The sequence below is a fragment of the Salinivibrio kushneri genome, assembly GCF_005280275.1.
Lineage (GTDB): Bacteria > Pseudomonadota > Gammaproteobacteria > Enterobacterales > Vibrionaceae > Salinivibrio > Salinivibrio kushneri.
Window position 1 is genome coordinate 1,772,014 of the sequence record NZ_CP040021.1, and the last position, 20,000, is coordinate 1,792,013.

18 protein-coding genes are annotated in these 20,000 nt (G+C 49.6%); 3 read left to right on the top strand and 15 right to left on the bottom strand.

Translation table 11 applies throughout. The features are described from left to right. Positions 1–139: 139 nt before the first annotated feature. Together FCN78_RS08355 and gspS2 are read left to right on the top strand one after the other, a co-directional pair. Entirely contained in the window at positions 140–451 is a 312-nt protein-coding gene (locus tag FCN78_RS08355; protein ID WP_077659682.1) for a YciI family protein, read from the top strand. Beyond that, positions 451–828: a type II secretion system pilot lipoprotein GspS-beta gene (gene gspS2 / locus FCN78_RS08360; protein WP_069362196.1), complete on the top strand. Its 378-nt coding sequence runs from the start codon at positions 451–453 to the stop codon at positions 826–828. The genes FCN78_RS08355 and gspS2 overlap by 1 nt, the downstream gene beginning before the upstream one ends. Here the strand turns inward: gspS2 and FCN78_RS08365 are convergent. The 14 genes from FCN78_RS08365 to FCN78_RS08430 all read right to left on the bottom strand — a co-directional run bounded on the left by FCN78_RS08365 (position 821) and on the right by FCN78_RS08430 (position 17,133). After that, entirely contained in the window at positions 821–1,489 is a 669-nt protein-coding gene (locus FCN78_RS08365; RefSeq protein ID WP_077659698.1) for a TIGR01621 family pseudouridine synthase, read from the bottom strand. The two genes, gspS2 and FCN78_RS08365, sit on opposite strands and share 8 nt — an antisense overlap. 313 nt (positions 1,490–1,802) lie before the next feature. Further along, the gene (locus FCN78_RS08370) at positions 1,803–3,218 is read right to left on the bottom strand and encodes a Na+/H+ antiporter NhaC family protein (RefSeq protein WP_077659681.1); all 1,416 of its coding nucleotides are present in this window, start codon (positions 3,216–3,218) and stop codon (positions 1,803–1,805) included. Beyond that, complete coding sequence (locus FCN78_RS08375) at positions 3,215–4,375, bottom strand: trans-sulfuration enzyme family protein (protein WP_077659680.1); 1,161 nt, start codon at positions 4,373–4,375, stop codon at positions 3,215–3,217. Before FCN78_RS08375 ends, FCN78_RS08370 begins: the two co-directional genes overlap by 4 nt. A gap of 388 nt (positions 4,376–4,763) precedes the next feature. Beyond that, positions 4,764–5,768, bottom strand: a complete 1,005-nt coding sequence (locus FCN78_RS08380) for a substrate-binding domain-containing protein (protein ID WP_077659679.1) — start codon at positions 5,766–5,768, stop codon at positions 4,764–4,766. 34 nt (positions 5,769–5,802) lie between these two features. Then, entirely contained in the window at positions 5,803–6,732 is a 930-nt protein-coding gene (gene rbsK, locus FCN78_RS08385; protein ID WP_077659678.1) for a ribokinase, read from the bottom strand. Between the two features lie 84 nt (positions 6,733–6,816). Beyond that, positions 6,817–7,710 (bottom strand): ribose ABC transporter substrate-binding protein RbsB, encoded by an 894-nt coding sequence (gene rbsB / locus FCN78_RS08390; RefSeq protein ID WP_077659677.1) that lies wholly within the window; start codon positions 7,708–7,710, stop codon positions 6,817–6,819. A gap of 123 nt (positions 7,711–7,833) precedes the next feature. Further along, entirely contained in the window at positions 7,834–8,823 is a 990-nt protein-coding gene (gene rbsC, locus FCN78_RS08395) for a ribose ABC transporter permease (protein ID WP_077659676.1), read from the bottom strand. Then, entirely contained in the window at positions 8,820–10,325 is a 1,506-nt protein-coding gene (rbsA, locus tag FCN78_RS08400) for a ribose ABC transporter ATP-binding protein RbsA (protein WP_077659675.1), read from the bottom strand. The genes rbsC and rbsA overlap by 4 nt, the downstream gene beginning before the upstream one ends. A gap of 23 nt (positions 10,326–10,348) precedes the next feature. Beyond that, on the bottom strand, positions 10,349–10,768 hold the full coding sequence (gene rbsD, locus FCN78_RS08405) for a D-ribose pyranase (protein WP_077659674.1): 420 nt from the start codon (positions 10,766–10,768) through the stop codon (positions 10,349–10,351). A gap of 481 nt (positions 10,769–11,249) precedes the next feature. Further along, positions 11,250–11,474, bottom strand: a complete 225-nt coding sequence (locus FCN78_RS08410; RefSeq protein WP_077659673.1) for a hypothetical protein — start codon at positions 11,472–11,474, stop codon at positions 11,250–11,252. A 30-nt stretch (positions 11,475–11,504) separates the two neighbouring features. Continuing rightward, complete coding sequence (locus FCN78_RS08415; RefSeq protein WP_077659828.1) at positions 11,505–11,744, bottom strand: hypothetical protein; 240 nt, start codon at positions 11,742–11,744, stop codon at positions 11,505–11,507. Between the two features lie 267 nt (positions 11,745–12,011). Next, entirely contained in the window at positions 12,012–14,036 is a 2,025-nt protein-coding gene (locus tag FCN78_RS08420) for a capsular polysaccharide biosynthesis protein (RefSeq protein ID WP_077659474.1), read from the bottom strand. Next, positions 14,033–14,995, bottom strand: a complete 963-nt coding sequence (locus FCN78_RS08425; protein WP_077659473.1) for a glycosyltransferase family protein — start codon at positions 14,993–14,995, stop codon at positions 14,033–14,035. Before FCN78_RS08425 ends, FCN78_RS08420 begins: the two co-directional genes overlap by 4 nt. Further along, positions 14,992–17,133, bottom strand: a complete 2,142-nt coding sequence (locus FCN78_RS08430) for a glycosyltransferase family 2 protein (protein WP_077659472.1) — start codon at positions 17,131–17,133, stop codon at positions 14,992–14,994. Before FCN78_RS08430 ends, FCN78_RS08425 begins: the two co-directional genes overlap by 4 nt. A 213-nt stretch (positions 17,134–17,346) precedes the next feature. Here FCN78_RS08430 and FCN78_RS08435 point away from each other — a divergent pair, with 213 nt between their 5' ends. Next, positions 17,347–19,488 carry a glycosyltransferase family 2 protein gene (locus FCN78_RS08435; RefSeq protein ID WP_158014705.1) on the top strand — a complete coding sequence of 714 codons (2,142 nt, stop codon included), beginning with the start codon at positions 17,347–17,349 and terminating at the stop codon, positions 19,486–19,488. Positions 19,489–19,493: 5 nt separating this feature from the next. On the opposite strand, the gene FCN78_RS08440 is transcribed toward FCN78_RS08435, so the two are convergent. Continuing rightward, complete coding sequence (locus tag FCN78_RS08440) at positions 19,494–19,940, bottom strand: hypothetical protein (protein ID WP_077659470.1); 447 nt, start codon at positions 19,938–19,940, stop codon at positions 19,494–19,496. Between the last annotated feature and the right edge of the window lie 60 nt (positions 19,941–20,000).

Here is a 20,000-nt window from a genome sequence, read left to right on the forward strand (position 1 = left end):
AAGCTTTCGCCAATTAGCGACTAAAGTGCCTGTCCCTCCAATGGTCCCTCCAATGCTCCTCATACCCACTAATACACTGTACTCAGAAATCTTGACTCTGTATCCTAGTGGCTATAAACATCTATCAAGGACAATGACGATGTGGTATCTCATTTATTCGCAAGACGTCGAGAACAGCCTACCGCTACGCAAGCAAGCGCGTGACGCACACCTTGAGCGCTTACACCAACTGGAAAAAGAAAACCGCTTGATGATTGCAGGACCAAACCCTGCCGTTGATAGCGACGAGCCGGGCGACGCTGGGTTTACGGGGTCAACCGTTATTGCCTGGTTTGAGTCACTATCAGCCGCCAAGGCATGGGCCGACAAAGACCCGTATATGGCCGCTGGCGTCTATGCAGATGTCACCGTTAAACCTTTCAAAAAAGTGCTTCCGCAGGATCCTGCCTAATGCGATATGTAAAAATACTGACGATGGCCTGCCTGGGGCTAGTACTCAGTGCATGTAGCAGCACCCAGCATGATCAGGCCGCAGAGGCAGCAAGCCAACGTGCCGACATGATTGCACAGTTACTGCCGATGGATATTGAAGGCTACTCACTGGTTCGCGCTCGTGCGCAGGACGCCATCATCGAGCTGACGCTTCTAGAGAAGAATGCCAAAAAAGCACCGGGGCAGCTCTTTTCCGGCCTAAAGCGTCGTTATTGCGAGGATAACGATATCCGCAGTATGTTAGACAGTGGTATCAGCTATACCATTTTGGTTCGAGATACCCGTGGTCGACAAATCCTCAATAACGCCATTACTTCACCAAGCTGTGCTAGCTAATTAAGTGCCAAGGCTGCTCCCACTCCACCGGTAAGGTTGGCCACAATTCGCCTTGGCTCGGGGGCAGCACATAGCTGTAGTGCTTGGCTGGCTGATCATCAGCAAAACGACACGTAAATTGCAACCCATAAGCGTGTAAGTAGCCACGATCGGCAGGCTCACCGCCATAGTAATCATCACCGATGAGCGGTGATCCAATGCTTTTCATCGCCACGCGAATTTGATGGGTTTTGCCTGTGTAGGGCCGACAGAGAAAAAGTCGCCGTCCCTCACCACCAGCAATAGAGGTAAAACGCGTTCTCGCCGGGTTATCTTTGCTGGTTAACATTTTCCAGCTACCTCGCCGCCCTTTGGCCATATCCCCAACGATCAGACCCTGCTTCTTACGCGGCTTTTTCGCACTTAATGCCAAATATAATTTTTCTATCTCGCGCGAAGCAAACAGCCCTGAGAGGACAGACGCCGCATGAGAAGAGGTTGCCAGCAGCAGCAAGCCCGATGTCATCTTGTCTAACCGATGCACAAGGTAAACTTTCTCAACCCCAATATGCGACGCCACCGCAGGCAACAGTGCCGCGTGATCGGCTTCTTTTTGCACGCTAACGCCGTGGTACTTATTGATCACCACAAAGTGTTGGTTTTGGTCGACAATTGAAAACATAACGAGGCGATTTACCGATTGGCCATTGAGGACAGGCATCATAACGGCTTCCCCCTCAGCCCGCTAGAGCAATCATAAAAGTGCCTGTCCCCGGTAGCTACCCTAGCTTAAAGTGCCTGTCCCCGGTAACTCCTCGTTAGTTACTCGTTAGTTTTGTCCTCGTTAGTTTACTCCGGTAGCTGATACCCGGTAGCTGAGGTAGCTGTTAGTTTAAAGTGCCTGTCCCCACAATCTCTCAAGCTCAGCATACAGTAACAGCGACTTGCATTGAGGTTGTTCAACACCCGCGCTATTGCTTGGGCTATTTCTCTATTTAAATACTCCCTAAGGCCGCAAATGCCATTGTGCTAATTGCTCCCACGACCATGACGTAAGGAAATTGCGTGCGGATATGATCAACGTGATCATTGCCTGTTGCCATCGACGCGACAATGCCGGTATCACTGATTGGTGACGTCATATCGCCAAAAATCGCCCCAGATATCGATGCGCCAATCATTAAGTGCGGATCAATGCCTGTCGCGGCGCCAATCTGAATACCAATCGGAATCATGATTGCAAACGTGCCCCACGAGGTCCCGGTCGCCAGTGACATAATCGCGGCAATCACAAAGACAAAAGCGGCTGATAATCCTGCAGGCAAAATGCCATCAATCACCTGAGTGATGTAGTGTCCCGTATGTAAGTCTGCCGATAAATCCCCCATTAAAAATGCCAGCGACATAATGGCCCCAAGAGGCATCATATTCGCGTATCCGGCTAACAGGTGGCGGAAAAAGGCATCTAACGACAAGACACGCGTGCCGATAAAGAAAGCCATCGCGACCGCAGTCCCTGCCATCACCGCCCAAAAAACAGCGGTCGAGCCCGATCCAGAGGCAATATCGCCATTACCGGTGATAAACAGGCCCACCGGTACCATTAAAATGGTGCTCAGTAACGGCAGAACAAAATAGCTCACTTTACCTAGCGGCTCATCATCGCGCTGATGATCACCAGCAATAGGAAAGGCGCCCTCACGCAGTACTTGCCCAGCTGCCGCACGTTGGTCAGCTTTCGCCATTGGCCCCCAACTCGCCCCAGTGAGCACATAAAAAAGCACCGCCAGCAAGGAGAGCCAAGCCATTAAGTTGTAAGGGATGGCGTGCAATAGAATGGTGAAGGGCTCGCCTTCAACATAGCCTTTGCTGACTTGTACGCCGATAATTGCCATCATCGCAGCACCCCAACCATTGATCATCACGCTGGAGCAAGTCGCGACGCAAGATGACTGGATCACATAGGCGAGCTTCTCTCGAGAAACGCGATAGTGATCGGCTAAATCACGACTCACCGTCCCCGCTGACATAATGGAAATTGAGCTTTCAATAAAAATCAGCATGGTGGTGACCATCGCGAGCAACTGCACCGCAATCGGATTTTTCACCAATTGAGCACGCTCGGTGAGCGCATGAATCACGGCCCGCGTGCCGCCTGTGACTTGGATAAGACGAATTAACCCACCCACCATAAAACAGAACAAAATGGTGCGCGTGTTCCCCGCGCTGGCAAACACACCAATATAACTATCCAGTGCCTTCGCCACGCCTGCGAATGGATTGAAATTCGCAATCACGGTATAACCCACCATCGCCCCTGCCAGCAGCGACAGAATCACCTGGCGCGTGACCACAGCAAGCACAATAGTCACCAGTGGCGTCACCACCGTCCAGACGCCATAATCGGTCATGACGCCTCCTGATCGAGTGCGTGCAGAAGATCCTCAATTAAATCACGACTGTCTTCAATGCCGACTGAAAGCCGGAAGGTGGTATCGAAAATCCCCATCGCCTCACGTTCCTCTTCACTCATGGAGCCGTGAGACATGGAGGCTGAATGGTTGATCATACTCTCCACACCACCGAGCGATTCCGCCAAGATGAAGTAGCGTAAGCGGCTTAAAAATCGCTCGCTTTCCACCCGCGTACCTTTTAGCTGAATGGTAACCACTGCTCCCCCTGAACGCATTTGCGTTTGACAAAGTGCATGTTGCGGGTGTGACGGTAAGCCCGGATAGAAAACCGCTTCAATGGCAGGGTGGTTTTCCAGCGCAGTCGCGACTTTTAGCGCATTATCGCATTGGCGCTGCATACGCAGATCGAGCGTTTTTAATCCGCGTAACGCGAGATAGGCATCAAAGGGAGAAGCAATCGCGCCGACCGTGGTTTTGGCAAAATCGATTTTTTTCGCCAATGCTTCATCAGCGGTCACCAGCGCGCCGCCAATCATATCAGAGTGCCCGCCAATGTATTTGCTGGTCGACAACATCACAATATCCGCCCCTAAACGCAGCGGTGTTTGGTTCCACGCAGTCGCAAAGGTGTTATCCACACAGGTTAATAACGCATGCTCACGGGCAAACTGGCAAATCGCGGTAATATCGACAAGTTCCAACAACGGGTTGGTTGGGGTTTCAATCCAGATCATCGCCGTGTTCGGCTTGACTGCGGCTGCTACGGCATTGAGATCGTTGAGATCAACATAATCGACACTGAGACCATTATTGGCGGCGCGGAGTTTGTCGAACAAGCGATGCGTCCCCCCATACACACCGCGCATCGCAATAATATGCGCGCCTGCCGGCAGTAGCTCTAAGGCCAAGGCCGTCGCGGCCATCCCTGAGGCCGTTGCGGTCGCATAACAACCTTGCTCGAGCGCCGCCAACGCACTCTCGTAAGCCGATCGGGTTGGATTTGCAACCCGCGAGTAACCAAAGTCGGCCTGATGGCTAAGGTCGGATTGAATGAAACTACTGGCCGTGTAAATCGGCGGGAAAGCCGCGTTATGGCCCTTGTCCGTTTGCTCACCACCATGGACAGCAAGGGTAGAGAAGTGAGGAGTTTTCATCGATAGGCTCATTGTCAGTATAAAGAATTGTTAAAATGACGCATATTAGTCATTATCGCCACTAGCAACGAATATTGCATATAATCGTCATTCGAACAGAAACTCAAACAGAATGATATTCCAATATATTCTATAAAATAACTCAGCGAGCGTTTGGATGATTATTTCATCGCCCCCCTGATATAGAGGGGCTTTGGAAAAGCCATTGAGGACAGGCATCATGACGGCTTCACCCTTACGCCGCTAGGGTAATTATAAAGGTGTCTGTCCCGTTAGCTCTCTAGGGCAATCATATAAGTGACTGTCCCCCGAGTGTTCAAAAGTGTCTGTCCCGTTTGCTAATATCTAGTTAGCTTAAAGTGCCTGTCCCCGATAGCTCGCCCAATAGCTATACCCGCTTCACGCTCTCGCGCACCACCAGCGTTGGCTCTAGCTGCACGGTTTGGCTGTCACTTTGAGGATCATCCAATTTGTGGAGTAGCGTTTCGACGGCCGCTTGACCGAGACGGTACTTGGGCTGGTGAATAGTGGTCAGGGAGGGCGAGACAAATTTTGCGAGATGAATATCATCGTACCCCATAATAGAAAGATCCTCGGGTACCCGAATGCCGAGTGCATTGGCAGCATTGATCGCACCCATCGCCATCATGTCGTTGCCTGCAAAAATCGCGCTCGGTAGGGAGCCGCTCGCGGCGATCGCCTGCAAACCTTGATAGCCGCCTTCACACTCAAAGTCCGCTTCTACCATCCAGTCGGCGTTCTCAGTAAGTCCAGCATCGCGCAGCGCATCTTTAAAGCCTTGAAAACGGCGCTGTGCTTGTTGTTTAAGCAAAGGACCACTGATGCAACCAATCTGGCGGTGGCCACAGTCAATCAAGTGCTGGGTCGCTAAATAGCCGCCTTGATAGGAATTGTCTTGAATTTTATCGCAAGCAAAATCAATCGGCCCCCAATCCATCACCACCACGGGAATATCCGGATAACGATCAAAGCCTTCAATCCGCTCACCTTCCAAGGTCGAGCACATCAAAATCAAACCATCGACCCGCTTTTGCAACAACGTATCAATTGAAGCACGCATACGCTCAGCGTCGCCTTCCGTGTTGCATAAAATCAAACTGTAGCCATTGTGATAACAGCTGCGCTCGACGCCCTTCACCACTTCGCCAAAAAACGGATTGGTGGAAGTGGTTACCAGCATGCCAAAGGTTTTAGTTCGATTCACTTTTAGGCTGCGTGCCAGTGCCGACGGGGCGTAATAGTTAAGCTCTTTCGCAGCTTGGTTTACCTTCTCAGCAATCGCCTCACTCACATAACGGGTGTTGTTAATGACATGACTGACCGTCGATGTCGACACACCCGCCCGTTTAGCAATATCTTTCATGGTCGCCATTTATCGCGCTCCGCTGGCTAAGGTGAAATAACGATTAAGCATCTTGGTGGGTCAAAAACGCCTCAACATTTGCACGAGAAGGAATCGAGGTTTGTGCGCCACGCTGAGTCACGGATAATGCCGCCGCGGCATGCGCAAAGCGAATCGCCTGATAAAGTGTCTGTCCCTCTATCAGTCCTGTCACCAATGCACCATTAAAGGTATCGCCAGCGGCAGTGGTATCGACGGCATCGACCCTGAACCCAGGAATAAGCTGGCCCGCTTGTTCGCCTTTTTCACTCAGCCATACGCCTTGTTTGCCGAGGGTGATCATTACAATCCCTACCCCTTTTTCATGGAGCACGTCCGAAGCCGCTTGCGCACTGGCAGTGTCAGTTACCGCGATACCGGTCAGGCTTTGGGCTTCCGTTTCATTCGGGGTGATAATATCGACCGCGGCAAGAAGCGCGTCGCTCAGCGGTGCGGCTGGGGCGGGATTAAGCACCACGTGAGTCTTTGCCGCTTTGGCATGAAACGCCGCCTTCTCAATGCCGCACATCGGTGTTTCTAACTGCATCAGTAAATAGTCAGCCTCGGCTATTCTGTCGAGATCGGCGGTAATAGCCTCTGCTGTCAAAGCCGCATTAGCTTCTGCCGAGAGCGCAATACTGTTCTCGCCCTGATCAGTTACTTGGATCATCGCAATCCCGGTCGGCGTATTCGCCTGCACCTTCACCGCACTGACATCCATCCCTTCTTGCGCGTATGATTGACGAATATTTTGTCCATATGCGTCATTACCTACACTGGCAATAAAGGCGACATCGGCACCGCAACGCACCGCCGCGACCGCTTGATTGGCCCCTTTGCCGCCGGCAATTACGGCATAATCGTGGCCGTGTAATGTCTCGCCCGGACGCGGAAAGTGAGGGACACGTAAAACATGATCAGCATTGACGCTGCCAAGAACAACCAATCGGCTCATTACTATTCCTTACCGTTTTTAAATCAAAAAAGCACCACCCCCAGTGCGAACCCGATGGTGCTCACTATACGTTGCCCTGACGGCTTATTCAGCGATCGTTTCTTGGCTGATCACTTTAAGCGGCACAGGAATGTAGCTGTCTACCGACTCGCCTTTTAGCACCTTATCCGCGGTTTCAACACCAAGCTCACCAATCATACCCGGTTGCTGGGCGATGGTTGCTGCCAGATGACCACGTTCAACGGCCGCAATACCATCTTTGGTGCCATCAAAACCGACAATGGTGACATCTTTGCCTGATGCCTGCACCGCACGCAACGCGCCAAATGCCATTTCATCGTTCTGGGCGAATACCGCTTCCACATCTGGGTGTGCGGCAAGCAGGTTTTCCATCACATTCAGACCTTTGGTACGGTCAAAATCCGCAGGCTGACTGGCGAGTAGCTCAACGTCGGTACCCTCGATGGCGTCCATAAAGCCTTCACCACGCTCGCGTGCGGCTGACGTGCCAGCAATACCCTCAAGTTGGATCACTTTGGCACGCTCACCGACTTTGCCGATGATGTATTCCGCCGCCATTTTACTGCCTTGAGCGTTATCAGAAGCAATATGACTCACCACTTCCCCACGACTCGCGCCACGGTCTAGGGTGATAACCGGGATCTCCGCGCGATTCGCAATACGAATGGCGTTCGAGACCGCGTCTGAGTCAGTCGGATTAATCAAAATGGCTTTAACGCCACGGATGGTTAAATCCTCCACATTCGAGAGCTCTTTACTGGCGTCGTTTTGCGAATCAAGCACCAAGAGCTCATAACCGAGATCTTCCGCTTTCTGCTCCGCGCCCTCTTTCATGGTGACAAAAAATGGGTTGTTTAAGGTTGAAACCACGATTGCCATTCTATCTTCCGCTTGCGCACTGATGCTCAGCGTTGACGACAAAAGCGCGGTGGTAATCAAGGTAGTCAGTTTTTTCATGCGTTCAGTCCTTTTGTGTTTGTAGGGTATTGTTTTTAATTGCTAATTAAACAGAAATAAAAGTGTCTGTCCCAACAAGTTCTCCAACAAGCTCTCTGTTTCGAAAAGCGCTGTCTCAAACAGCTATTTGTTTTTGTTATCCACCAGCACGGCGAGCAGAATCACCACCGCTTTGGCAATCATTTGGTAGTAAGACGACACGTCCAGCAGATTAAGGGCATTGTTCAAAAAGCCGATAATCAGCGCACCAATCAATGTGCCCATGATCTTGCCTTTACCGCCCATTAAGCTGGTGCCGCCCAGCACCACCGCGGCAATCGCATCAAGCTCATAGCCAGCACCGGCAGTCGGTTGTCCGGAGGACAGGCGCGAGGTGACGATGATCCCTGCCAGGGCCGCGAGCATGCCACACAGGCTATACACGCCCACCTTGATTCGATCGACATTAATGCCCGATAACCGCGCCGCAGATTCATTGCCACCAAGTGCGTAAATATAACGGCCAAAACGGGTGTGATTAAGCAGATACCACGCGCCGATAAACACGATTGCCATCAGCCACACGGGGACGGGAATGCCCAACAGGTAGCCGGTACCAAACCAGGCAAACGCGTCCGCGGTTTCAGTAAAGCCCGTTGAGATGGGGCGACCATCGGTATACACCATGGTCACGCCACGATAGAGGGTCATTGCGACCAAGGTGGCAATAAACGCCTGCACCTTGCCTTTGGCCACCACGACGCCAGTCATGGCACCAATCGCCGCGCCTGCAAACAAGGCGGTGGGCACTGCCACTAACACTGGCACCTCAACCGCAATCAAACTCGCGGCAAACGCGCCGCACAGGGCCAACACCGAGCCAACACTCAAGTCGATACCCGCGGTTAAAATCACCAATGTCATCCCCACGGCAATAATGGCGTTTACCGAGGTTTGACGTAGGATGTTAAGCAGGTTGTCGACCATGAAAAAGTTGCTGTTTAAAAATGACATCACCACGATCAGCACCAACAGGGCAATGAGCGATTTTTGCTCAATCAACCATGCTTTGCTGAACAGGGGTTTACGTCCATCTTCTGACGGCTGGGACTTATTCATTGCATTCTCGCTCATGCTGCATCCTCATTGGCATCTTTGCCTACCGCACAGGCAAGCAGGGTTTCTTGGTTAGCGTCTTTGGCATCAAACTCACCGCATACACGGCCTTCGTGCATCACTAAAATGCGGTCGCTCATGCCAAGCACTTCGGGCATTTCTGACGACACCAAGATGATGCTCATGCCCTCGGCTTTAAATTGGTTAATTAGCTGATAAATCTCTTTTTTGGCGCCGACATCGACCCCCCGAGTCGGCTCGTCCAAGATCAGCACTTTCGGTTTAGTCATCAGCCCTTTGGCGATCGCCACTTTCTGCTGATTCCCGCCCGATAAGTTGCCAATGGTTTGCTCGCGGGTGGGGGTTTTGATGTTAAAAAGCCGGATAAAATCATCTACTGCCATCACTTCATCGCGCGGCTGAATTTTTCCCCAATGGGTGAGCTTATCGAGTGCACTGAGTGACATGTTGTCTTTCACCGATAACCCCAGCACCAAGCCCTCGCCTTTGCGGTCTTCAGAGATGTAAGCAATGCCGTTGGCCAGCGCATCTTGTGGGCTCACGGGGTTAATCACCTTGCCATCAAGCCGAATAACGCCGACTTCACGCGGCATGGCGCCATAGATAATTTTCATTAACTCCGTGCGCCCGGCGCCCATCAGGCCCGATACACCCAGAATTTCACTACGGTGCAGCTGAAAACTCACCGCTTCCACCCCGTGGCCGCTGACATTTTCCACTTCAAGGCTTATTCCATCAGGGGTAACATCGCTTCGTGGATATTGTTCAGCGAGTTTGCGGCCCACCATCATTTCAATCAGGCCGTCTTCATCGGTATCACTCACGGGACACTCACCAATAAACTTGCCGTCGCGTAACACGGTGATCCGATCGCAGACCTCAAAAATTTCTTTTAAACGGTGAGAGATATAAACAATGCCGCAGCCTTGCGCTCGCAGCTCGTTGATCACCGCAAACAGCGAGGCGGTTTCGGTGTCGGTCAAGGCATCGGTCGGCTCATCCATAATGATCACCTGCGACTCAAACGACAGCGCTTTGGCAATTTCCACCATTTGCTGCTCACCCAAGCTCAGGCTGCCAAGTGGCGTAGTGCCACGTGCTTTCACATTTAAACGCGCCAACAGCTTATCGGCTTCTTCAGCCATCTTGGTCCAGTCAATCTTGCCAAACCGGTTAGTAAACTCGCGGCCTAAAAAGATGTTCTCTGCAATGGTAAGCTCTGGGATCAAATTGAGCTCTTGGTGAATAATACTGATCCCCGCTTGCTGCGAATCACGCGGGCCTTTAAACGAGACCGGCACGCCTTGATAGTTCACGTCACCACTGTCGGCGTGATAAATCCCGGTGAGTACCTTCATCAAGGTGGACTTGCCCGCGCCATTTTCACCGAGTAGTGCCATTACCTCACCGGGATAGACATTTAAGCTCGCCTCATCGAGGGCGCGCACCCCGGGAAAGGTTTTTACGACTTGGCTGAGTTGTAAGATAGGTTGCGTCATTGTGGTTACTCGCTTAGGCCCACCTAAAAGGTGACACCGGCTTGGAAAATCACATTGGCATAAGGCGTGCACTCTCCGGTGCGCACCACCGCTTTGCTCTGCACCGTGCGTGCTTTAAACGCCTCGTGGCTGATCGTGGTCACAGTGATCGGCTGCTGACGAGCAGCACTCTCTTGCTCTAATCGTGCAAGCAAAGTTTGATGTAGCGCGGGGCTGACCGCTGCAAGCTCTTCTGCAATCACCACCGACTCAATGCAAGTGTGAGCTAACACCGCCTCGACCGTTTGCATAAAGCTCGGCACGCCTTGGGTCAGCGCCAAATCAATACGCGACACCGAGTTGGGGATCGGCAGCCCCGCATCACACACCGTCAATTCATCGGTATGCCCGATTTGGGTGACTAGCTGTGCAAGTTCTGGATGGAGCAAACCATGTTTATTCATTCATCACCTTCTCACTCACGATGGACTTAATCAGCGCTTACCATGCGCTGTCACGTTTTCTTGTGATTGGCTTTTTCCTGAGAGAAAACGCCATCGAAACGTTTCGATATGAGTAAATAATGCAGATGAAAGAAAAATTTCACCATCTGCAAACATCACAGATGTGAGAAGGATCGACTATTGATATTGGAATCATTAGTAAAGGGAGGGGAAGATCACATTAGGGGGTGGGAGAGACTAGAGAGATCCTAGGGTCCTAGGGTCCTAGGGTCCTAGGGTCCTAGGGTCCTAGGGGCAGAATACGGAAAAAAGCATATCGTGCCTAGTCCTGTAGGTAAAGTTCCTAGGGCCTAGGTCCTAGGATCCTAGGCCCTGCTTTCCGCTCTTCTCCGTATTCTGTAAGCGAAGCGCTCCGTATTCCCATTCACGAATACAGAGTACAGAAAAAGCAAGACCCTGATGCGAGCGCGATCTGCTCTATCTAGTCTCTTGTCTGTAGAAGCGAAGCGTCTCGGCTCTCTTCGTTCTCCGGTTGCTCACTTAAACCCGGCACCGCTTGGCAAAACGTGCATTCTTCATTATCAACCGAGGCACCGCCCGACTCGACATAGCGAATACGATGACTCGCTTTGCCTCGATTAGCCGACACCGCAAACCGCCGCTGGTCACGCTCGGGAATGGTCTTTTCTGTGTCATGCTCAGCCATGATTTACCTCCTTCAAATACCGAGAACCGCCTAGCTGTATGTTAACGGAGCAACGCTAAGCAGACTAACCAAAAGTGCCTGTCCCGATAACCTTGGTTGCTCACTTAAACCCGGCACCGCTTGGCAAAATGTGCACTCTTCATTATTCACCGAGGCACCGCCCGACTCGACGTAGCGAATACGATGACTCGCTTTGCCTCGATTAGCCGACACCGCAAACCGCCGCTGGTCACGCTCGGGAATGGTCTTTTCTGTGTCATGCTCAGCCATGATTTACCTCCTTCAAATACCGAGAACCGCCTAGCTGTATGTTAACGGAGCAACGCTAAGCAGCCTAACCAAAAGTGCCTGTCCCGATAACCTTTGTAGATAAAGTTCCTAGGGCCTAGGATCTAGGAACTAGGCCCTGCTTTCCACTCTTCTCAGTATTCTGTAAGCGCAGCGCTCCGTATTCCGTATTCGAGCTTTTAAATACAGCGTACAGAAAAAGCTAGAACCTCAATGCGAGTACGAGGCTACTCGTATCGCATTCTCAAACTAATGCCTACGCAACTTTAACCATTGTCTAAATAGCCACTGAGATAGATGGTTTTTTTTCGAAGGCCTTTGCCGCTGTTCGTGCATCCAACCAATAGTCTGCTCTGGTGTGAGGTAATAGCCTGTATCGGGGCTAACGTAAAAAGGATAGTAGATTAAGGTTGCTGCCACTAGTTCAGGCAATGTACGTTGCATACCTCGACGTTCATGAGGATAAATGTCTTCAGTTAACCCCCACCCCGAATAAAATGGCTGGCCATAGCAGGTCACAGGCACGCCACGTAGCAAGGCTTCAAATCCAGTCAATGATGTTAAGGTATGCACCTCATCAACATGGTCCAGCAAATAAGCCATATCAACGTTACCAATAACTTCATTGGCAAACTGCTCGGCGGTTTGCTCATCTTGTCCTTGCAACCGCAAACCCGCCTGCACATCTGGATGAGGTTTGTATACGATAAAAGCATGTGGATTATTCTCTCGCACCGCTTGGAGCAGAGAGAGGTTACTCTTTAATTCAGGTGATCCAAAGCGAATAGATGCGTCAGATTCAACTTGCCCAGGCACCAATATCACTCGTTGCCCCTGTGGAGGTTGCCAAGCGCTATCGCCAATATTGTATTTACTGAGTTTGAGTTCAACCAAGCGACTCATTATTGCCTTGGCACGCTGTAGATCACATTCAGAAAAACGCGTTTCGATTAAAACGCGCTCTAAACGTGATGGGCGAGAAGCGTCATAGTAAATACCCAAATCATCAACCACCCAAGACACAGGTCGAATCAAATCAGCCCCCAAACCAACCGAGCGAATAAACCCATCTTCCACACGTAAATCTGCCGATTTTGCATTCCCCCAGCGTAAAATCCGTTGAGACGCAGGTAGAGGTTTATAGGCTTTATCAATCAAGGGGATGTGCTTTTTATGTTGGCACACAAACTCTAGTTTTGCACCTTTCAAAAAGTCAACGAGTACAGGCTTTTTCCATCGAGGCATATCAATGGCTGTGATATCACCAACAATACGTTGCGACTGCTGACGCTGAAATGCTAACCAAGCCATTAAATCTTCTACTTGACAGGACCGTTGCCACTCTGGGTGCCAATAGCGGGGGTATGAAATCAATGCAGCATAGACAAGCTGTTCAATGGTCACGGGCTTCCTTCGATCCGGAGCGGGCAAATCATCAATGGTAACGCCCCACCCTGCATAAAAAGGCATACCAAACGTATGAACTACTTTCTCCCATAAAAGAGCTTCGAAGCCCATTTGAGAAGTCACACAAAAGACCGCACTTGCGTTTTCAAGCAGTTTGGGTGGATGAATATCGTCGGCTAATAGCGCGATTCGATCTGAGTGAGCCTTGAATAAATCAGCAGCCGCTTGCCCCGTTAAGTAGCCAGATTTTTTACCTGCAAATACATCCGGGTGAGTTTTTATCACAACCTGATGATTCGGATACAAGGTTAGCGCGCTATCCAACATTCTGCGAAAGCAGCTCTCATCGGCGAGACCATCGCGCACAGAGGCATCTCCCTTGGTCTGGTCAACAACCAATACGAACGGCTTATCAATAGCAGGAATCGTTTTCTCAATACTATGGTTATACTTGGATACTCGGAGTGTCTGCCATTGTTTTAATAGCTCTTGCGCCCTTCGCTTCTGCGCTTCAGATAATGGCTGTGTTATCAACTGCTCTAACCGAGAAGGTCGCGCAGCATCATAATAGATGCCCACATCATCTATCACGATAGAAAGCGGCGGTGATTGATGCCCCAGCAGTAGCGATCGTAAAAATCCATCTTCTAAGCGAACAACAGGCAGCTGTCTGCGCTCAGCAAAACGCTTTGCTTTTAAAGACGAAGGTTTATTCCCCCATGCGACAACCGCTGCACGAGAAGAGAGGTTTAGAGAAACATAGCGCCTCATGGGCGACAAGTATCGAATAGGCTGCCCAATGAGTTCCGATAGATGCGCAATGCTTGATAACGCTGGAGAAATGGTTAAAAACTGAGAAAAGTTCATTCTTTATCTACCACATTCCTAGCAAGTAGCGATTTGTAATAATTTTGATCCTTTAATAACATGGCAATCGCGTTGTACCAACGCTCATGATCCATCGGAACTACCAGCCCATTTACCTGGTCAATGACTTGGTCTCGATAAGCTGGATGCTCGGCATAAACGCCCACTGCGCCCGCTTGGGTAATATCGTAAAACTTCGTGCATGATCGTGCGGCATTGAATTGGCTATCTAGCAAGGGAGCTAAACCGATATGACGCCCGCCCCTTGCCAATAAAGCGCGATAATTCGGCCAAGACATCGGATGTAACACATGCACTCGTGGCAGGTGTCGAAATAAAAGATTGGTTTCACCGTCACCAATAATTTCAATACTTAAATGAGGGAAATCACACAATAGCCGTTCAAATAGCGGCTTTAACCATAAAAACTCCTGCTTATGGCTTGCCGATCCGTGGTAAAAAATAGTCTGAGTAATGGTTTGAGCCTGCCATGTACTTGGTGGACACACCACTGGCTGCCAACTCGCATATTTTTTCGCTAGATAGTGATTCGCAACCCATAACTGCGCACCGATATCACGTAAAAACCGCTGATGTTTCAAGGCATAATTCCAGAGCTTCCAACGATAGCGAATCGTTAATCCGGATGTCGCTTGCCAATCCAGTAAATCGTCATCGATAAACAACACAATTGACGCTATTTTTTGACGATTATTTTTAATCCACGTCCGCCATGTTTTATTCATATAGCGAACAAATAGAAGATTCAATTTTTCACCTGGCTCGCTCTCATCAGTTTCGTGACTAGTGAGACATTGATTAGGGGTCTCAGCTAATAAAACACATTGCCAATCTGCATGCATCGCCGACAGCTTAGGTCTTACAAAAAAATCAAATGAAGGATTTTCACGCTCTTGAATCACTACCCACTGGGAGGATGACGAATCTGTCGACATCATAGTTGGCTCCAATCGATGAGCTCTTGAGGAAACGGGTTGAGAGCAAAATTTGCCAATCTTGCATCTAACCGAGGGTGATAGAAAGGATCCTGATAGCCTTTTATCGACCAACGCTGGTGCATGAACTCAACTTCTTGGGCTGCACGCCGCTTTTTCTCCGGCGTGCTATCTTTACCACGACTCAAAGACTCATGATGATACAATCGAGCAAATGGCGTATACATAACACGCAAGCCACTTTCACGCGCACGCAAACACAGGTCCACATCATTAAACGCCACCGTCAATTGCTCGTTCAGCCCACCTAAAGACTGATAAAGCGATTTCCGCATCGCTAAACACGCCGCCGTGACTGCACTGACTTCTTGAACCAAGGTACCCTCGCAGCGCTTTTCCACCATGTCTAGCGAATGAAACGCTAAGCGATGCGTCGCCACTTGCTGCGGTCCAACCACACAGCCAGCATGCTGGATAAGCCCATTCGAAAACAGAAGCTGAGCACCCACAACACCAACAGCAGGCAAAGTCAGACAACCCACCATTGCCTCAATCCAGTTTTTCTCGATAACCTGCGTATCATTATTGAGCAAAATAACAACTTCACCACGTGCATGTTCAACAGCAAAATTATTAATCGCTGAAAAATTAAATGCTTCATCGTAATGCACTACATTCACTTTTGGGTGTTTTACGATATCCTGCAGCCAAGTTAGCGTCTCAGGTTCTTGGCTTTGATTATCGACCAGTAATATTTCGTACTCAGCGTATTCGGTTAATGCCAATACACTATCGACACATTGCTGAGTAATAGCCACATTGTCCCGAAACGGGATAATCATCGATACCACAGGCTGCCAGACACTGGTATAGTTAAGTTTCGCAACACAGTGATCCGATGCGATACGTTCAGCACTTATTCCACAGCGATACAAATGATCGGTCAGTACAGTATTGAGTTCAGAGAGTTGATGCGTATAAGTTTGGAGCCATAAAGGTAAGCGTATATGATGAAAGGCATCAACCAGATGGTTTTCTGACAACGCTAACAATAGCGTGTAAGGAATATAAGCGCGATTCATCAACTTTTTTTCTGACCACAATGCTTTAAATCGCGCTAACACGGAGCGATCAACAAATAATACATCACCGCAATAATGCGCCGCACGCTGCCGTTCAAGACACCAATCTGGCTTCAAGTCAATGTGACTTGGCACAGATTCGACGGGCGATGTCACCCCACCATGAATATGATCCGAATAAATAACTTTAAGGCGATTCTGATTGATACTGGCTTGATAGAAACAAGCAACCGCATAAGGCAATAACCTTGCCCCGACCGGTACAATTAAACACCATGTCCAACGCGGCTCATCGCACAGCATATCAATGGTCGCAACTCGCGCGCTGATATGTCCAGGTGTTGCAAAAGGAATTCGCGAATCAATCCATATCTCAGCGTCTTGGCCCTTACAAGATTCTAACGTCGCCACAAAGCCTTCTTGCGTCATATCATCTGACGCAAAAATCCACACCACAACCTGATTTCTAATCTTATCGCTCAGCTTTGCTTTCAACGCAGCAACTTGACTGGCTGTTTGCACGTAATGCTCTCGCCACCAATTTGTTAGTGGCACCGCTGGTGATCGAGCTTTGCATAACTGTAAACGCTGATACGTCGCAGGCAAACCCAAACGACGCCACCAACTAAGCACTTGTCGAACCCACCCTGTTCTATCAGGCACATCATGGCGACGAAGTGATAATAATAAGGAAAGAGTTTGATAGGCTAAAGACCAAATAGACTGCGCCGCCCTCACCATTTTATGATTGAGTACCACCCTAGCTCGACCGCTCAAATCACAATCGCGGATACGAATTGCACGTGCGCCCGTAGGTAAATCGATCCACTGCTTTACAACACCTTGCAAACTGGCACCCACCGGTACGTACTGTTTCTGGCCACTACTATCGATAAATTCAACAACAAACCCTTGGTATTGCCAAGCGTGTTCAATACAAAGCGCTAACCAATAGTGTCTTGATTGCGCTAATGGGCCTTTAAGTAGTAGACCGCTCTCATCGTCATCAGAGGTGTCTCCCTTCTGCGTCAGTTGCGACTCTTTCTCCATATTATTCATTCAGTATCCATCGAGCACGTGTATGATAATTTTCACTGACTATCAAAAATCTGTATATTACCGCCTAATATATTTTGTTTGAATACTGTGCCCATGACTTCTACATCAATTCGCTCAAATTCTGAGGCGCCACCATCTTGTGCTCGATATTTAAACGCTTATCGACCCAAGAAGTTTGTGGCGCTCAACCTTGCTTTAGGTGATCATGGATCCGTGAACGCTAAGATAAAAAAGCGCTATTGGGATATTCGTCAAAGCACAAAAAAAGCAATTAATCTACAGCAGCACACGCCCAAGGTTGGTTGGTATCAGTTGACGATCACTTACCACACCGATTCGGACTCACAGATTGGTAACACCGTCCTTGTAGAGCTTGGGCCTGATCACGCCCCGATTCCGCTAGGATGTGAAACACCGGGGAAGCTAGAGTTAGTTTTTCATAGTCCAACCCCCCTTCATCATCTGACTCTGGTATGGCCAGCACTCCAAGCACATATCCAGGCGACGATTAATATCAAACGTGTCTCGCAACCGCGAGCGATGATGCACATGCTCAGAACGATTTCGCGACGCGATCGGCAGAATGGTGGCAACTGGCAACAGATTTATCGTATTACAAGAGCAAGACAAAAGCGGGCAGGCTGGTCATTTGCGCGAGAACGTTTGATTCAAACCTATCATCCAATGTTCATTGGCAAAACGCTTTTCCAGGCGCCCTATACGTTTTGGCAACAGCACTTTCAGCCCAGCTTACCTGAGCCCCAAAGCGTAAAAGATATCGCGATCGTCATGTGGATGGATATTGCAGATAACGTTTCGGTGAACGAAAAGTCAGCAATCAATTTCACTATTCAAAGCCTTTTAGAGCAAACGCATCAGCAATGGCAGCTTAACTTGCTCACCCAGACACCTCCAGATTGGCTAACTGATCACCTGGATGCTCTCAATGATGAACGTATTCAAATCATATCTTCCCATTGCGCGACATACTCAACGAAAGCGTGGCATGGCTTTGTGACGCCGGGGGATCAGTGGGCCCCAAACGCATTGACGTTTTTTGCGCAATGCATCGAGCAAAACCCAAATGCCCGTTTAGTTTACAGCGATCATGATCAAATAACCGACAAGCAACAACGCGACGCGCCGGCCTTCAAACCCCAATGGAGCCCTGACCTTCTGAAAAGTTACAACTATATAGGGCGCGCCGTATTATTTAGCGGCAATACAACGACATCAGCTTATATAAACATGCCTCAACATGTGCGTTGTCTCAACGCTGGGATAAGCGCACCTGCTACTGATCAACCTTGTATTCATATTCCACACATACTTTTCCACCAGCACAGCCCCCATCAAGAAGACATTCCGTTTAACGAGCGACAGCAGGTTCTGCAGGCGCTCAAACAGCTGACTCAACACCATACCCATGGTATTAAGCGCGTCACATTCGATAAAATGCATCAGGTATATCACTGCCATTATCGATTACCGTCGCCCTATCCGCGCGTCTCGATTGTCATTCCCACCCGGAATGGATTGGCAATTACCCGTCAATGTGTTGAAAGCATTTTACGTCTGACCAGCTATCCTCATTACCAGATTATCATTGTGAATAATCAAAGTGACTGCCCCGACACCTTGGCATGGTTTCAGCGAATTGGTCAGCAACGTAATATAGAGATATTAGACTACAATCAGCCATTTAACTTCTCAGCGATTAACAACTTTGCCGTCTCACACAGTGACGGCGATCTCGTGTGTTTACTCAACAACGATACGGAAGTGATTCATTCCAACTGGCTTACCGAAATGGTGCGTCAAGCGAGTCGTCCCGAAATTGGCTGTGTGGGCGCTAAGCTGTTGTTTTTTGATGATACCATCCAACACGCAGGGGTTATTTTAGGAATATGGGGGCTCGCAGGCCACGCACACAAACATTACTCTGTGTACAGTCGTGGCTACCAAAGGCGCTTAGCGTGCAGTCAGAACTACTCGGCGGTTACCGCAGCTTGTCTGTTGGTCAAACGAGCCATTTATGATGCTGTCGGCGGTCTGGATGAAAAGCTCACCGTTGCGTTTAACGACGTTGACTTTTGCCTCAAGGTGCAACAAGCAGGCTACACCAACCTATGGACCCCCCGCGCGACCTTGTACCATTACGAGTCTAAAAGCCGCGGAAAAGAAGATACGCCGGCGAAGAAAGCGCGAGAACAACAAGAGATCACACTCATGAAACAACGCTGGAAAACTGTGATTCAAAATGATCCTCACTACAGCCGACATCTTACGCGTCATCGAGAGGATTTTACTTTACGCCTAGAAGAAGACCACTTTGAGGAAGAAACTGAAACGTAACTGAATCATTTTTTAAAACGCTGCCATATCGAGGTTTTTTGCGGCTGCTCCATGGCCGCAATTTGCGGTTGAGTTAACCACTGGCCCTCCAACACAGTCATTGATTGCCCGTTGACGCGAAAACCAAACGTAAACGGCTTATTGAATACCGGCACCTCAAATTGAAAACCACAGCGCCGAAGAGGATGATTTTCGGCGCTCACGCCAAGTTTTTGCTCCACCACATTTGGGCGTTCAACCGTTAGTTCAAAGCTATGCCGTTGCTCGCCGTCATCGACCCACACGGTCGCTCGGTAAATCGGTTCGTAAAGCAACCAACCATGAAATTTAAGCATGGCATCGCCTGCAGCCTCATTCGCCAAACCGGGCCTTGGCCCGTCCAAATGCCACGCTAAGACACTTGAGACATCGATCTTATGTCGCACCACGTGCAACTGTTGACTAGACTTCATAACTCTCTCAACTACTCAAATACGCTACAACTAACCCCTATCAACGGGGCTCAAAGATAA